This window comes from Janthinobacterium sp. BCJ23 (genome assembly GCF_059617945.1).
In genome coordinates this window covers 786,997-802,330 of record NZ_JCAQAW010000001.1, presented here as the reverse complement: position 1 = coordinate 802,330, position 15,334 = coordinate 786,997, and the positions used below count along the sequence as shown (strand labels likewise).

Annotated in this window: 17 protein-coding genes; 8 read left to right on the top strand and 9 right to left on the bottom strand. The window is 64.4% G+C overall.

Features of this window, described 5'->3' with window-relative positions:
• Positions 1-99: 99 nt before the first annotated feature.
• Positions 100-1,563 carry a cryptochrome/photolyase family protein gene (locus AC54AG_RS03635; RefSeq protein ID WP_496629514.1) on the bottom strand — a complete coding sequence of 488 codons (1,464 nt, stop codon included), beginning with the start codon at positions 1,561-1,563 and terminating at the stop codon, positions 100-102.
• A gap of 386 nt (positions 1,564-1,949) precedes the next feature.
• Here AC54AG_RS03635 and AC54AG_RS03630 point away from each other — a divergent pair, with 386 nt between their 5' ends.
• The 6 genes from AC54AG_RS03630 to AC54AG_RS03605 all read left to right on the top strand — a co-directional run bounded on the left by AC54AG_RS03630 (position 1,950) and on the right by AC54AG_RS03605 (position 6,642).
• Positions 1,950-2,552 (top strand): YqgE/AlgH family protein, encoded by a 603-nt coding sequence (locus AC54AG_RS03630; RefSeq protein WP_034746689.1) that lies wholly within the window; start codon positions 1,950-1,952, stop codon positions 2,550-2,552.
• The gene (gene ruvX / locus AC54AG_RS03625; protein ID WP_223278885.1) at positions 2,549-2,947 is read left to right on the top strand and encodes a Holliday junction resolvase RuvX; all 399 of its coding nucleotides are present in this window, start codon (positions 2,549-2,551) and stop codon (positions 2,945-2,947) included. Before AC54AG_RS03630 ends, ruvX begins: the two co-directional genes overlap by 4 nt.
• A gap of 39 nt (positions 2,948-2,986) precedes the next feature.
• Positions 2,987-3,511 carry a bifunctional pyr operon transcriptional regulator/uracil phosphoribosyltransferase PyrR gene (gene pyrR / locus AC54AG_RS03620; RefSeq protein ID WP_034746692.1) on the top strand — a complete coding sequence of 175 codons (525 nt, stop codon included), beginning with the start codon at positions 2,987-2,989 and terminating at the stop codon, positions 3,509-3,511.
• Complete coding sequence (locus tag AC54AG_RS03615; RefSeq protein WP_034746695.1) at positions 3,504-4,469, top strand: aspartate carbamoyltransferase catalytic subunit; 966 nt, start codon at positions 3,504-3,506, stop codon at positions 4,467-4,469. The genes pyrR and AC54AG_RS03615 overlap by 8 nt, the downstream gene beginning before the upstream one ends.
• Positions 4,470-4,493: 24 nt before the next feature.
• Positions 4,494-5,795 (top strand): dihydroorotase, encoded by a 1,302-nt coding sequence (locus tag AC54AG_RS03610; RefSeq protein ID WP_034746698.1) that lies wholly within the window; start codon positions 4,494-4,496, stop codon positions 5,793-5,795.
• A gap of 100 nt (positions 5,796-5,895) precedes the next feature.
• Positions 5,896-6,642: a lysophospholipid acyltransferase family protein gene (locus AC54AG_RS03605; protein WP_338679716.1), complete on the top strand. Its 747-nt coding sequence runs from the start codon at positions 5,896-5,898 to the stop codon at positions 6,640-6,642.
• Here AC54AG_RS03605 and AC54AG_RS03600 read toward each other — a convergent pair.
• From AC54AG_RS03600 to AC54AG_RS03565, 8 genes are all read right to left on the bottom strand, one after another.
• Complete coding sequence (locus tag AC54AG_RS03600) at positions 6,639-7,403, bottom strand: ABC transporter permease (protein ID WP_035822080.1); 765 nt, start codon at positions 7,401-7,403, stop codon at positions 6,639-6,641. The two genes, AC54AG_RS03605 and AC54AG_RS03600, sit on opposite strands and share 4 nt — an antisense overlap.
• Before the next feature lie 2 nt (positions 7,404-7,405).
• A complete protein-coding gene (locus tag AC54AG_RS03595) occupies positions 7,406-8,650 on the bottom strand; it encodes an ABC transporter substrate-binding protein (protein ID WP_035822077.1) in 1,245 nt (414 codons plus the stop codon).
• 17 nt (positions 8,651-8,667) lie between these two features.
• Positions 8,668-9,462 carry an ABC transporter ATP-binding protein gene (locus AC54AG_RS03590; protein ID WP_496629513.1) on the bottom strand — a complete coding sequence of 265 codons (795 nt, stop codon included), beginning with the start codon at positions 9,460-9,462 and terminating at the stop codon, positions 8,668-8,670.
• A complete protein-coding gene (locus AC54AG_RS03585; protein WP_496629512.1) occupies positions 9,459-10,544 on the bottom strand; it encodes an acyl-CoA dehydrogenase family protein in 1,086 nt (361 codons plus the stop codon). Before AC54AG_RS03585 ends, AC54AG_RS03590 begins: the two co-directional genes overlap by 4 nt.
• A gap of 1 nt (position 10,545) precedes the next feature.
• A complete protein-coding gene (locus AC54AG_RS03580) occupies positions 10,546-11,100 on the bottom strand; it encodes a carboxymuconolactone decarboxylase family protein (protein ID WP_072455073.1) in 555 nt (184 codons plus the stop codon).
• A 129-nt stretch (positions 11,101-11,229) separates the two neighbouring features.
• Positions 11,230-12,150: an AraC family transcriptional regulator gene (locus tag AC54AG_RS03575; RefSeq protein ID WP_139090772.1), complete on the bottom strand. Its 921-nt coding sequence runs from the start codon at positions 12,148-12,150 to the stop codon at positions 11,230-11,232.
• Positions 12,151-12,243: 93 nt separating this feature from the next.
• Positions 12,244-13,083, bottom strand: a complete 840-nt coding sequence (locus AC54AG_RS03570) for a symmetrical bis(5'-nucleosyl)-tetraphosphatase (protein ID WP_496629511.1) — start codon at positions 13,081-13,083, stop codon at positions 12,244-12,246.
• Positions 13,084-13,207: 124 nt separating this feature from the next.
• The gene (locus AC54AG_RS03565) at positions 13,208-13,342 is read right to left on the bottom strand and encodes a hypothetical protein (protein WP_331777077.1); all 135 of its coding nucleotides are present in this window, start codon (positions 13,340-13,342) and stop codon (positions 13,208-13,210) included.
• A 181-nt stretch (positions 13,343-13,523) separates the two neighbouring features.
• Here AC54AG_RS03565 and AC54AG_RS03560 point away from each other — a divergent pair, with 181 nt between their 5' ends.
• Together AC54AG_RS03560 and AC54AG_RS03555 are read left to right on the top strand one after the other, a co-directional pair.
• Positions 13,524-13,832 carry an H-NS histone family protein gene (locus tag AC54AG_RS03560; RefSeq protein ID WP_070301219.1) on the top strand — a complete coding sequence of 103 codons (309 nt, stop codon included), beginning with the start codon at positions 13,524-13,526 and terminating at the stop codon, positions 13,830-13,832.
• A gap of 103 nt (positions 13,833-13,935) precedes the next feature.
• Positions 13,936-15,330, top strand: coding sequence for a phosphomannomutase/phosphoglucomutase (locus AC54AG_RS03555; protein ID WP_034746728.1), 1,395 nt, complete (start codon positions 13,936-13,938; stop codon positions 15,328-15,330).
• The last annotated feature ends 4 nt before the right edge of the window (positions 15,331-15,334 follow it).

The window sequence follows — 15,334 nt, the reverse complement described above, 5'->3', positions numbered from 1 at the left end:
TTTGCCCCGCTAATCCGACCTACGTCTGTTGACCGACGGTGTATGTCGTGTAGGTCGGGTTAGCGCGCAGCGCGTAACCCGACGCCACCAGCGGCCCGATTACGCCACCACCTTCACCACCGCATAGCGCTCCAGGGTCTCCTTGCGGGCCTCGTCGTGCTGCACCAGCGGTTCCGGATAATCGCGTCCCAGCACGATGTTTTTTTGATCGAGCAGCATGCGCGGCACCAGCCAGGGCGCGTGGATTTCCTTGTCGCCCAGCGCCTTCAACTGCGGCAGGTAGCGGCGGATGAAGCGCCCGCTGGCATCGAATTTTTCCGACTGCGTGACGGGATTGAAGATGCGGAAGTAGGGCTGCGCGTCGCAGCCCGACGACGAAGCCCATTGCCAGCCGCCGTTGTTCGAGGCCAGGTCGAAGTCGTTCAGGTGCAGCGCGAAATACGCTTCGCCGCGGCGCCAGTCGATACCCAGGTCCTTGATCAAAAAACAGGCCGTGACCATGCGCAGGCGGTTGTGCATATAGCCCGTCTGGTTCAGCTGCGCCATGGCCGCGTCCACCAGCGGATAGCCGGTGCGCCCTTCGCACCAGGCGGCAAACGCGGCATCGGCGTCAGGCCCCGTTTCCCAGGCGATGGCATCGTAGGCCGGTTTGAAGGCGCCGCCTTCCACGTGCGGGTTCTGGTACAAAATCATGGCGTAGAAATCGCGCCAGATCAGTTCGGCCAGCCACACGGGCGCGCCATCGCCGCCACCGCCCCGGTCCATCAGGTCGACGATGGTGCGGACCAGGTAGCGCAGCGAGACGGTGCCGAAGCGCAGATGCATGGACAAATACGACGGTCCCTTCAGGGCGGGAAAATCGCGCGCCACGTCATAGCGGTCCACGCGCGGCAGGAAATCCTCGAACAGTTGGCTGGCACCCGACATGCCGGTGGGGATGGCCAGTTCGGCCAGGTTGCTGGCCTCGAAACCTAGTTCGTCCAAGGTGGGCAGGGGCGCGGGCGTGCCGGCGCGCGGCGGCGCCAGGCTGGCCGCATGCGGCTCGATATCGAACGGCGCCAGGCAGGCGGGTTCCGCGCGCATTTTCTTCAGCCAGGCATTCTTGTACGGCGTGTAGACGGTGTACGGCTTGGCCGACAAGGTCAGCACCTCGTTCTTTTCAAAGATCACCTGGTCCTTGAAGCTGAACCACAGGCGTGCGTCATGCGTGAGCGCTGCGGCCACGGTGGCGTCGCGGGCGATCGCTTGCGGCTCGTAGTCGTGGTTGGCAAAGACGGCGTCGGCGTTCAATTCGGCGGCCAGGCGCGGGATGGCTTCGGCCGCGTCCGCATGCAGCACGATCAGGTCGCCGCCGAGCTGGCGCAGCTCGGCGGCCAGCTCGGCCACGCTGGCATGGATGAAATCGACCCGCCGGTCTCGGCGCGGCAGCGCAGCCAGGATGGCGGTGTCGTAGACGAAGACGCAATGCACGGCCTGACTCTGGCGCAGGGCGTGATGCAGTGCAGCATGGTCAAACGCGCGCAGATCGCGCCGGAACCACACCAGGGAAGTCTTGATTGTCATTATTTCGCGTGTTCAGGGTCAAAGATAGGCGATTTTTTGCCGCCAACAGGGCTTTATGGCCGCTCGCGTCGCGCCTTTGGCGTCGCTGCGGCGGCAATTCAGTGTAAACTACCGGGTATGTTCGCGGTACTTTATGTGCGACAGCGATTTTGCAATCAATTTTACAATTGGCATTGAAATGCGCCGGCAGGCAAAGCGAATTGATCATTAATTTATAAGATAACAAGAATAACGCCTGGCACCACGGTGCGCGCCGCCCAAGATTCGCGGCAGCTTGCGCCAGGCGTACGATAGCGGGGTAAGCGAGACTTGCCAGCAAGCCCACAGAGAGAGCATCGCGTATGAAAAAGAGTAAAATCGACCAGACTCTACCAGGACATCGTCTGATGCAGGGTGTGGGAGAACCGGCCGCGACCGGTTCCTCCACCCTGAATCTGGCCAACCATTTCCTCATTGCGATGCCGGCCATGCAAGATCCGATCTTCGGCGGCACGGTCGTGTACGTGTGTGAACACAATGAAAACGGCGTGCTCGGCGTCGTCATCAACAAGCCCACCGACATGACCATGGAAGTGCTGTTCGACCGCATCGACCTGAAACTGGCGGCCGGCAGCGACACGCCCATCATCAATGAACCGATCATGTTCGGCGGCCCCGTGCAGGATGACCGCGGCTTCGTGCTGCATACGCCGGGCGCGCGCTATTCCTCGTCGCTGACGGTGACCGATGAAGTGGCGTTTACCACCTCGATCGACGTGCTCGAAGCCGTCGCCAAGGGCGATGGTCCCGAGCGCATGCTCGTCTCGATCGGCTACTCGGGCTGGAGCCCGGGCCAGCTGGAAGACGAGATCGGCCGCAACGGCTGGCTGACGGTGGGCGCCTCGGCCGATATCCTGTTCGATTTCCCCATCGAGCAGCGCTACGTGGCGGCCATCAAGCTGCTCGGTATCGATCCCCTCATGCTGGCGAGCGAGGCTGGCCACGCATGAGCGGTGACGCCATCGACACCATCCTCGCCTTCGATTTCGGCTTGAAACGCATCGGCGTGGCCATCGGCAATACCATGATTTGCCAGGCCAAGCCGCTCAGCGTGATCACGGCCACGGCGAACGAGCCGAAGTTTGCCGCCATCGATAGCCTGATCAAGGAGTGGGGCGCCAGCCGCATCGTGGTGGGCTTGCCCAGCCATCCCGATGGCACGGAACACGAGATGAGCGCGCGCTGCCGCCGTTTCGCCAACCAGGTGCATGGCCGCTTCAACCTGCCCGTGGAGCTGGTCGACGAGCGCTATTCCTCGGCCGTCATCGCCGCCAAGCGCGGCGAAGTCATCGACGACCGCGCCGCCGCCATCATCCTGCAACAGTATTTCGACGCGAATTATTAATCTGACCCTAGACTCCCTCCCTGAATGATTAAGAACTCTATGCCGCATCCTACGAATCCATCCCAACTCGACGCCGAGGCCCTGTACGGGGTCTTGCTGCAGCAAGTGCAAAGCGGCCTGGCGGGCATCCCCAACGTGGCCATCGTCGGCATCCATTCGGGCGGCGCCTGGCTGGCCGAACGCCTGGCGCGCGACCTGAATCTGCTCGACCGCCTGGGCGTGCTCGACGTCTCGTTCTACCGCGACGACTTCGCCCAGAAGGGCCTGCATGCGGACGTCAAGCCGACGCAGATCAGCTTTGACGTGGCCGGCGCCACCATCCTGCTGGTCGACGACGTGCTGTACACGGGCCGCACGACGCGCGCGGCCATCAATGAATTGTTCGACTATGGCCGCCCGGCCAAGATCATGCTGGCCGCCCTGGTCGACCGCGGCGAACGCCAGTTGCCGGTGGCCGCCGATTTCGTGGCCGCCTTCACTGCCGTGCCGCCGGGCCAGGCCCTGGTCCTGAAGCAAGCCGACGATGGAAAATTCACGCTCACCATAGATACCCACCATGCTTAATCCGCAACTGAATAAACACGGCGAACTGCAACATCTGCTGACGATTGAAGGCTTGCCGAAGTCTATCGTCAACCACATTCTCGACACGGCTTCCTCGTTCGTCGGCATTTCCGACCGCGACGTGAAAAAGGTGCCGCTGATGCGCGGCAAAAGCGTTTTCAACCTGTTCTTTGAAAACTCCACGCGCACCCGCACCACCTTCGAGATCGCCTCGAAGCGCCTGTCGGCCGACGTCATCAACCTGAACATCCAGGCCTCGTCGGCCAGCAAGGGCGAGTCGCTGCTCGACACCATCGACAACCTGTCGGCCATGCATGCCGACATGTTCGTCGTGCGCCACGCGCAGTCGGGCGCGCCCTACCTGATCGCCAAGCACCTGATCGACACCAAGCAGCCGCACGTCCACGTCGTCAACGCGGGCGACGGACGCCATGCGCACCCGACCCAGGGCTTGCTCGACATGTACACGATCCGCCACTACAAGAAGGATTTCACCAACCTGACGGTGGCCATCGTGGGCGACATCCTGCACAGCCGCGTGGCCCGTTCCGACATCCACGCGCTGACCACTCTGGGCGTGCCGGAAGTGCGCGCCATCGGCCCGCACACCTTGCTGCCGGGCGGCCTGGAACAGATGGGCGTACGCACCTTCACCAACATGGATGAAGGCTTGAAAGGCGTCGATGTGATCATCATGCTGCGCCTGCAAAATGAACGCATGAGCGGCGCGCTGCTGCCGTCGGCGCAGGAATATTTCAAGAGCTACGGCTTGACGCCCGAGCGCCTGGCGCTGGCGAAACCGGACGCCATCGTCATGCATCCGGGCCCGATGAACCGCGGCGTGGAAATCGATTCGGCCGTGGCCGACGGTCCGCAGGCGGTGATCTTGCCGCAGGTGACGTTCGGTATCGCCGTGCGCATGGCGGTGATGAGTATTTTGGCTGGTAATCAGGGCTGATAGCCCAAGGACGAGTAAGCGAGCATGACGACACTACATATCAAGAACGGCCACCTGATCGACCCTGCCAACGGCATCGATGGCTTGCAAGACCTGTTTATCGCCGATGGCAAGGTGCTGGCCGTGGGCAGCGCCCCGGCCGGCTTCAAGGCCGACACGACGTTCGACGCGGCCGGCCTGGTGGTTTCCCCCGGCCTGGTCGACCTGTCCGCGCGCCTGCGCGAGCCGGGCTACGAATACAAGGCGACCCTGGAATCGGAACTGCAGGCGGCGCTGCAAGGCGGCGTCACGAGCCTGGTCTGCCCGCCCGACACCGATCCCGTGCTGGACGAGCCGGGCCTGGTGGAGATGCTGAAATACCGCGCCAAGACGCAGAACAAGGCCCACGTGCATCCGCTGGGCGCACTGACCATGGGCTTGAAGGGCAAGTCGCTGACGGAAATGGCGGAACTGACGGAAGCGGGCTGCATCGGCTTCGCGCAGGCGGAGGAGCCGATCGAAGACACGACCGTGCTGCTGCGCGCCATGCAGTACGCGAACACCTTCGGCTACACGGTCTGGCTGCGCCCGCAAGACCCGCACATCGGCCGTGGCGGCATCGCCCACAGCGGCCCGCTGGCCTCGCGTCTGGGCTTGTCCGGCGTGCCCGTGATGTCCGAAACCATCGCCCTGCACACGATTTTCGAACTGATGCGTGCCAGCCGCGCGCGCGTGCACCTGTGCCGCATCTCGTCGGCGGCGGGCCTGGAACTGATCCGCGCGGCGAAAGCCGAAGGCTTGCCCGTCACCTGCGACGTGGGCGTGCACCATGTGCACCTGACGGATGCCGACATCGGCTTCTTCGACCCGAACGCCAGGGTCACGCCGCCATTCCGCAGCCAGCGCGACCGCGATGCGATCCGTGCCGGCCTGTTTGATGGCACGGTTGACGCCATGTGCTCGGACCATACGCCCGTCGACGACGATGAAAAACTGCTGCCGTTCGGCGAAGCGTCGCCCGGCGCCACGGGCCTGGAACTGCTGCTGTCGCTGGCCCTGAAATGGGCCGACGACTACGCATTGGAGCAGCCGCAAGCGGGCGCACGTCCGCTGGCGCGCGCCGTGGCCAAGGTCACGTCCGACGCGGCCCGTGTCGCCGGCATCCCGGCCGGCAGCCTGGCCGTGGGCGAAGCGGCCGACATCTGCGTCTTCGATCCCGCTGCGCGCTGGACCGTGTCGTCGGCGTCGCTGGCCAGCCAGGGCAAGCACACGCCTTTCCTCGGCTATGAGCTGAGCGGCATCGTCAAGGCGACCATCGTTGCCGGACAGGTGGCGTTTCAGCGTTAATTTTTTGTACTGGAGTGAAACTCCAGCATACTGCCGGGGTCAGACCCGCCGGGTCTGACCCCAGAATTTGCTGTGGGTTTGCTTCTTTATCTGGTGTCATTTGAAACTTCTGCTTACCTACCGCCTCGCGCGCATTGCCATTCACCTGGGCTGCGGCATGGCCAAGAGCGCCGTGCTCTTTCCCTGGCTGGACCTGGAGGGACGCAACCGGCGCATCCGCCGCTGGTCGACGCAGCTGCTCGACATTTGCGGCGTGCACGTGGCGCAGCCGGCCGACAGCGTGCCGGCCCTCGACCATGCGATGGTGGTGGCGAACCACGTTTCGTGGCTCGACATCTTCGTCATCAATGCCGTCCACCCCTGCCGTTTCGTCGCCAAGGCGGAAATCCGCGCCTGGCCGATCCTCGGCTGGCTGGCGGGGCGCGCCGGCACCATCTTCATTTCGCGCGGCAGCAAGCGCGACCTGCGCTTGATCTTCCAGGGACTGGTGGACAAATTGACGGCGGGCGAGCGCATCGCGTTCTTCCCCGAAGGCACGACCGCCGCGCAAGGTCAGATCCTGCCGTTCCATGCCAACCTGTTCGAGGCGGCCATCGACGCGCAAGTGCCGGTGCAGCCGTTTGCGCTCGTGTATGTGGATGACAAGGGGGCCTTGCATCACGCCGTCGATTTCATCGGCGACATGAGCTTTGCGCAAAGCATGGTGGCGATCTTGAGCGGCCCGCCCATCACGGCGCGCCTGACCTGCCTGGCGCCAGTGGCGACGCTGGACGCGCACCGCCGCGAACTGGCGGCGGCAACGCAGGCGGCCGTGGCCGCTACGCTGCCGCTGGAGAAGGCCGCTTAATTCTTCACATGCAGCCAGCGCGCGTGCGCGGCGCGGGCCAGGTAGTCGAGGATAAAGCCTAAAATCCCGATCAGCACGATGGCGGCCATCAGCTCCGAATACGCGAGGCGGTCGCGCGTATCGAGGATGAAGTAGCCGAGGCCCGCCGATACGCCCAGCATTTCCGCCGGCACCAGCACGATCCAGATGATGCCGATGGCCAGGCGCACGCCCGTCAAAATGTCGGCCGTGATGCCCGGCAAAATCACCTTGAAGACGATTTCGCTGCGCGTGGCCGACAGGCTGCGCGCCAGCAGCAGCCAGTTCGGATCGAGCCGCGCCACGCCGGCCGCCGTATTGAGCAAAATCGGCCAGACGGCCGCAAACGCCAGCAGGAAGTATACGGGCGCGTCACCGACGCCGAGCACCATCACGGCGATTGGCATCCACGACAGCGGCGAAATCATGCGCAGCAGCTGGAACAGCGGCATGGCCGCGCCGGAAAAGCTCTTCGACATGGCCACCAGCACACCGAGCGGCACGCCGATGACGATGGCCAGTCCCAGGCCCACGGCCACCCGTTGCAGGCTCAGGACCACGTGCAGCCAGATATCCGCTCCGCCCACCATCTCCTGGAACGCCAGCGCCGTGGGCAAGGGCGCAAAAGCGGTGGCGATGGGCGTGGATTTCTCCAGCGCCGTCACGCCCATCGACCACAGCAGCAAGGCACAGGCCAGCCCCACGAGGGGCAGGCCGAACTTCGTGAACAACTTGCTCGCCATCGTCAGACCGCCACGGTTTCGCTGCGCAGCAGGTTGGCCGGCAAGCCGAAGGCGGCAGGGCCGCCGACCGCCGTGATGGCCTTGCGCACGAAGCGGTCATCGACCAGGTCGCGCGCGGCGAACTTCGGATCGAGGTTGGCCAGGAAGCGCGTATCGCCTTCGACCTTGGTGCGGCCGATGGCGCGCACCAGCTCTTCCGTGTACGAGGCAAACGGATATGGCTGGAAGTCGATGCGGCGCTGCTGCCAGTTCTTGTGCACAATCAGGCCCTGCTTTTCGTAGCCGGCGTAATCGGTTGTGGCCAGCACCTTGGTCAGCACCTGCAGCGGATGCGGCGTGTAGCGGTGCTCGCCCACGTTCGACAGCAGCTTGGCCGTGTCGACCTGGTTCGAGCGCGTCCACAGCTGCGCCTTGACGATGGCATTGGTGACCTTTTGCGCCCATTCCGGACGCGTGTTGATGTCGCGCTCGGACAGGAAGGTGACGCAGCACGCGTGGTTCTTCCACACGTCGCCAGAGAAGCGCAGGATCTTGCCGATGCCGGCGTTTTCCGCCGCCGCATTGAACGGCTCTGCCACGATGTAGCCGGCGATCGACTTGCTGGCCAGGGCCGAGACCATTTCGGCCGGCGCCAGCACGATCAGGTTGACTTCATTCGGCTTGATGGCGGCGTTGCGCGCGCGCGTGACCGGCGTCAAGCCATTCGAGGACAGAATCTGCTGCAGCAGGATGTTGTGGATCGAGTACCAGAACGGGATCGCGACCGTGCGTCCGCCCAGGTCGGAGACCTTGTTGATCTCGTTGGCCACCGTCAGCGCGGACCCGTTGACGTGGTTCCAGGCGACGACTTTCGCGGGGAACTTGGCGCCGTAGCGCACCCACAGGGTGGCCGGCGACAGCAGGTGAATGACGTTGACCTGGCCGGCGACGAAGGCTTCGATGATTTGCGCCCAGCTGCGGAACAGCCGCGGCGTTTCCGCTTGCAAGCCTTCCGCTTCGAACAGCTTGCGGGCGTGGGCGACGAGCAGCGGGGTGGCGTCCGTGATGGGCAGGTAGCCGATTTTCACGGGCTGGTCGTCGCCCTTCGGTCCTTGCTGGGCCATGGCGTCGCCGGCGAACAGCAGCGGCGAGGCGACGCTGGCCGTGGCCAGGGCCGACATGCGCAGGAAGTCGCGCCGCGTCAGGCCGCAGTCGCAATCGGACGAGGCGCAGATGTGCAGGGGTTTGTTGTGGTCTTCGAATGTCATGGGAATGTTCCGGTCGATTAATTGGGAGCAAAGGCGGGCGCTTGATCCTGCTTTTGCAGCGCCTGCAGGGCGTCGAGGATGTCCATCTTGAGGGCGATGACGTCGGCGCTGTGGCCGATCCGTGGCTGGTCGATGGCGACGGGCCATTCGCGCACGATGTTGCCCGGCTTGCCGCCCATCAGCAAGATGCGGTCGGCCACGAGGATGGCTTCATCGATATCGTGCGTGACGAGCAGCACGGCCGTGTGCCAGCGGTGTACGACGTCGACCAGCAACGATTGCATCTCGGCGCGCGTGATGGCGTCGAGCGCGGAAAACGGTTCGTCGGCGAACAGCAGTTCCGGTTCGCGCGCCAGCGCACGGGCCAGGGCCACGCGCTGCGCCATACCACCCGACAGCGCGGACGGATACAGTTTTTCGCGGCCCTTCAAGCCCACCGCTTCGATGGCTTGCGCCACGCGCGCCTGGTGCGCCTCGCGCGTGAGCTTGGGCTGGTGCTTGAAGTCCAGGCCGAAGCCGGCGTTGCCCGTGACGTTCAGCCAGGGCAGCAAACTGGCTTGCTGGAAGACGAGGGCGCTGCGCGGGTTCGGTTCGCGCATGGGAGCGTCGAGGAACTGAATCTCGCCCGTGGATGGCGGCTGCAAGCCGGCCAGCACGCGCAGCAGGCTCGATTTTCCGCAGCCGCTGCCGCCCAGCAGGCAGACGATTTCGCGCTTGCGCACACCGAGCGAGACGTGCTGGAACACGGGCGCCGTGCCGGGGTAAGCGTAGCTCAGATCCTGCGCCTGCAAGGCCCAATCGGCAACGCTCATGCCTGCGCTCCCGCCGCCTTGGCCGCCTGCTGGCTGTCGAACAGCTGCAAGGCCGCCTGCAATTGCGTCAGGCTGGGGGTGACGATGGGGATGAACGACGATTCGCGCCAGCGGCGGGCAAAGCCCTGCTGTTCGGCGTTCAGGTAGGCGCGTCCGCCCATCGCTTGCAGTTCCAGCATCAGCGCCTGCTGCAGCACATCGGCCAGCTGTATGCGCAGGCGGAACATGGCTGGCGCCTGCGTCTTGAAGCGGCCATCATGCACGCCGGCCAGCAGGGTGGCGACAGCTGCCTCCAGAGTCGCTCGCAGCGCTTCGATGCGTGGCGTGAGCTGGTTGCGCGAGCCGGCGGAAATCTGCGCCGCTTTGGCCAGGCTGGCGCGCGCCAGGCCGATCGACAGGCCGCACTGCATGCCGAGGAAAGCCGGGCGCACCTGCGGCAGCCAGGCTGGCGCATTGTCGCTGATGATGTCCGCGGCGGGGATGTGCACCTGCGCCAGCTTGACGGAGGCCGTATTGCTGCCGCGCAGGGCGATCAGGTCCAGGTCGTCGCTGCGCTTGACGCCTGCGCTGCCGCTGTCGAAGGCGATGATGACGGGTGGCGCGCCGTCGTTCGGCGCCACGGCGGCCGCCGCGACAAAGCCCGCCTTGCGCAAGTTCGTCACCCAGGCCAGGCCGCCGTCGACGAGCAAGCCGTCGCCGTGGCGCGCGCCCGTGATTTGCAGCTGCTCGATGCCGGACAAGAATTTCATGGCGTTCGACAAACCGCTGGCGCCTGCCTGCGTGCCGGCCAGCAGGCCGGGCAAGCGGCGCTCGGCCAGCGCGCGGTTCTCGCTTTGCAGCAGGAATTCGATAAAGCAGCGCTGGCCCCAGAAGACAAAGGCGGCCGTCACCGATTGCTCGGCCACTTTGGCGATGGCGTCGATGGCGTCGCGCACGTCGCCGCCCGCGCCGCCGTGTTCCTGTGGCACGCCGATGGCCAGCAGCTTGTCGCCAGCGAGGGCCGGTAATACGGTTTCAGCCAGCTCGGGCGATTGGTCGAGCTGGTCGGCATGCATGTGCAGCCAGTGAGTGAGGTTCGCCATGTCAGACGGCGCCAGGCAGGTAGGGCGTCAATTGCGGATTGACGGGCGTGCCGGCCAGGCTGTTGGAGAAATTGCACAGGGTGGCCAGGCTGATGCCCAGCACGACTTCCAGCGCCTGCTGCTCGTTGTAGCCGGCGGCCAGGAAGGCTTGATATTCCACGTCGCTGACGGCGCCGCGCGTGGCGATGACTGCCGTGGCGAAAGCGGCGACGGCGTCCAGCTTGGCGTCGTTCGTCGGCTGGCCGCGCTGCAGGGCGCGTACCGTGTCCGGTGTCTGGCCCGCTTTTTTCAGCGAGATGGCGCTATGGCCTGCGATGCAGAAATCGCAGCCGTGGATGCGCGCGGCCGTGATCTGCACCACTTCGCGTTCCATTAACGTCAGGCTGGCGCGCGCATTGATGCCGGAGACGGTCAGATAGGTTTCCAGTGCCAGCGGGGCATTGGCCAGAACGCCGATCAGGTTGGGCAGGAAGCCATTGTTGGCGATGGCCTTTTCCACGAAGGGGCGGCTATCGGCCGGGGCGGTATCGAGAGTGTGCAGCGTCAGACGGGACATGGGGTACCTTGCTAAGTTAGTAAGTCACCCGGCCATTATATCGGCCATGCCGTGCACGCAACAGACGTCAGCGTCGTCCTTTTGTGCTCGTTCGTCTGCGATTGTGTGATCCTTGATTTCGGCAGGCGCTTAGCTGGCCAGCTGGCGCAATCTCTGGTCGCGCCGGTAAGCGCCAGGCTGCTCGCCCGTGACCCGCTTGAAGGCGCGCGTAAAGGCGGCGTGCGAGCGGTAGCCCACCAGTTCGGCCGCGCGTTCGACGGAGACGCCGTCGTGCAGCCGGCGCGCGGCGATCTTCATGCGCAGCAGGAGCAGGAACTGGGCCGGCGAATGGCCGCTGGCGCTGGCGAAATGCTTGCAGAAGCTGGCACGCGACATGCACGCCGCCTTGGCCATGTTCTCGATCGACCAGTCGTCGGCGGGCGCGTCGAGCATGCGTTCGAGCAGCGGCGAAAATGCGGGCTGGTGCAGCAGCGACAGCAGGCCGGCCGCCACTTGCTCGCCCTGCGCCACGTGGCGGATCAGGTAAAAGAACAGCAGCTCGACCAGGCGCGCGATCAGCGGCGACGGCTGTTCCGGATCGCCGCCTGCTTCCGCCAGGATCAGGTCGAACAGCGCGGCGGCGGCGCTGAAGGCGGGCGCGTCGCCGCGTATCAGCAGATACGGCGGAAACGAGTCGACGATCAGCGCGGAGAGGGCGCCGCGAAATTGAAAGAAGCCGCAGGCCAGCGCCGTCGCCGGCTGCTCCGTGGGCGTTTGCAGCGGCAGCATCGCTTGCGCGCTGACCGCTTGCAGCGGGTCGCTGTGGGGGCTGAGAAAGTGCGGCAGGTCGCGCAGCAGGAAGACGCCGTCGCGCGGGCCGAGCGCGATCGGCGCCGCGCCATCGAGGTGCAGATAGCAGTGGCCATCGAGCACCAGGTGAAAGCTGCCCAGTTCCCGGCCCGCCGTGGAGGCGCGCCAGCGGCCGCAGTACTGGCCCACATGCAGGACGGCGGTGTCGAGTTCCAGGCTGCCGAGCAGCCAGCGCGCCAGTCTGTCGGTATCAGGATGCATGGGATGGCAAAGGCAAAAGCTCCATCATACGGGCCAGGCGCGGCATGGCCAACGACCGATTTCGACTAAGCATATGCGCGCCGCGCTTGCCACTTAGCGTTTGCCGCTGTGCTGCTGGAACGTGGGGCAGTCGACCTGCAGCAGCGAGCGGTCTTGCAGGCACACGGCCGACAGTTTTCCGCCCCACACGCAGCCGCTATCGAGGCCGATCAGGTGCGGCCGCAATTGCAGTCCCAGCGCCGACCAGTGGCCGAAGACGATGGTGTCGCCGGCGCTGCGCCGTCCCGGCACGTCGAACCAGGGCAGCAGACCGGAGCCGGGCGGCGGGCTGCCGCTTTCCTTCATCTTGAAGTCCATCACGCCGTCCGGCGTGCAAAAGCGCAGCCGCGTCATGGCGTTGACGATGCAGCGCAGCCGGTCGGCGCCCTGCAGGTCGTCGCGCCAGGCGGCCGGCTCGTTACCGTACATGGTGCGCAGGAAGGCCACCCAATCATCGCTGCGCAGCATGCTGGACACTTCCCCGCTCAGGGACAGGGCCTGGGCCGCGCTCCATTGCGGCAGCAAGCCCGCGTGCACGAGCACATGGCCGTCGTGTTCCAGTGCCAGTGGCCGCTGGCGCAGCCAGTCGATCAACTCGTCGCGGTCGGGCGCCTCAAGGATTTCGGCGAGGGTGTCGGATGCATGCTCGGGGCGGATGCCGTTGGCCACGGCCAGCAAGTGCAAGTCATGGTTGCCCAGGACGCTGTCGGCCAGGCCCTGCCGCGCCAGCGCATGAATGTGGCGCAAGGTGGCCAGCGAGGCCGGGCCACGATTGATCAAGTCGCCCGCGAACAGCAGGCGGTACGGACCATCCGCCGCCGCCTGGATCCGTTCGATCAGTTCAACGGTTTGGTCACGGCAGCCTTGCAGATCGCCGATAAAGTAAGTTTTCATATGTGCCGGGGTGAAGTGGACTACGCGCCTGCATTATAAGCATGCCTGCCCTTTGATGTTGGGACATTGCCGGCAGATGACTGATTGCGCGCATGGCGGGCGGGAAGAAAAAAGCCGGTGCCGATTATGTTGGATGGGGATTTGAATTGGCCGCATTCCCTGCGGTCATATACCGCTCATAATCCGCCGGCACGGCTGCCGGAATGAATCGCCGCGCCACGCCAGCCTTGCCGGCATGCCGGAATGCCATTTCATTCATGTTTATTCACCTCCATGCGCGCTTCCGTTATATTCTTCATTTAATCTTAATGTTGGGCCGCTAAATAAGCCGGGAGCCGTGATTCAATTGGCGACGGATTATGCAATGGTGCGCAAATGTTTATGCAATGTAGTATATTCCACGTGATTTTATTATTTAAATTAATATAAAGGATGTACCAATGGATCTGTCTACGATGACGATGCTGGAATTGCGCAAACTGGAAGATAATGTCAAACAGGAATTGAACAGCCGCGAGCGCGAAGACTTGAACAAGGCGCGCGAACAGATCATGGCCATCGCGCAGCAGGCGGGCATTCCGCTGAAACAGCTGATACTCGATGGTTTGCACCCGCGCACGGGCAAAGTCGCGGTACGTTACCGCCATCCTGACAATACCGCTGAACAATGGACAGGCCGCGGCCGCCAGCCGCTGTGGGTCAGGCAGTGGGTGGAATCGGGCAAGTCGATCGATCTGCTGCGCGTATAATTCGGTATACTCTTGGCGCAGTAGCAAGCTGCCAGCCGCACGCTGCACCTTGCCAGGCACCCTATTTATTCCTTATTCGCCCCTTACTTATACCGCCCACACCATGCTTCCATTGTCCAGAACGATCTTCAAGGCCTACGATATTCGCGGCATCATCGCTAAAACCCTCGATGCCAGCGTGGCGCACAAGATCGGCCAGGCATTTGGCCAGGCCGCCCTGGCCAAGGGCGAGCAGCGGGTCGTGATCGGCCGCGATGGCCGTTTGTCGGGACCGGAATTGACGGCGGCGCTGGCGCAGGGCTTGCAAGCGGCAGGCGTCGACGTGATCGACCTGGGCGTGGTGGCCACGCCGATGGTCTACTTCGGCACGAATGTGCTCGATACGCGCTCCGGCATCATGGTCACGGGCAGCCACAATCCACCCGACTACAACGGCTTCAAGATGGTGCTGGCCGGCGAAGCGATCCACGGCGAAGCGATCCAGGCGCTGTACCACAGCATCGTCGCGCACGACGGCAGCGCCAGCGCCAGGGACGTTGCCAATCCGGGCACCTATGCCACGCACGATATCCGCGCCGCCTACATCGAGCGCATCCTGGGCGACGTCAAGCTGGCGCGCCCGATCAAGATCGCCGTCGACTGCGGCAATGGCGTGGCCGGCGCATTCGCGGGCGACCTGTTCCGCGGCATGGGCTGCGAAGTCATCGAACTGTTCTGCGAAGTCGATGGCAATTTCCCGAACCACCATCCGGACCCGGCGCATCCGGAAAACCTGCAAGACCTGATCCGCTGCCTGGCCGAGACGGATGCGGAAATCGGCATCGCCTTCGACGGCGACGGCGATCGCCTGGGCGTGGTCACCAAGGATGGCCAGATCATCTACCCTGACCGCCAGATGATGCTGTTCGCCGCCGACGTGCTGACCCGCCACCCTGGCGCGCAGATTTTGTATGACGTCAAATGCACGCGCCACCTGGCGCCGTGGATCAGCAAGCATGGCGGCGTGCCGCTGATGTACAAGACGGGCCACTCGCTGGTGAAAGCCAAGCTGCGCGAAACGGGTGCACCGCTGGGCGGCGAAATGAGCGGCCATATTTTCTTCAAGGACCGCTGGTACGGTTTCGACGACGGCCTGTATTCGGCCGCGCGCCTGCTGGAAATCCTCACGCGCGAAGCGGATCCCTCGAGCTTGCTGAACTCCCTGCCGCAGTCCGACAGCACGCCGGAACTGCACCTGGAACTGAAGGAAGGCGAGAACGTCGCGCTGATGGACATGCTGCGCCGCGACGCCGTCTTCCCCGGCAATGAACAGATCATCACCATCGACGGCTTGCGCGTGGAATACGCGGACGGCTTCGGGCTGGCCCGTTCGTCGAACACCACGCCGGTGATCGTCATGCGCTTCGAAGCGGAAACGCCGGCAGCGCTGGCGCGCATCCAGGGTCAGTTCAAGAGCGTGATCCTGGCCGCCAAGCCTGACGCCGTCCTGCCATTCTGACAGC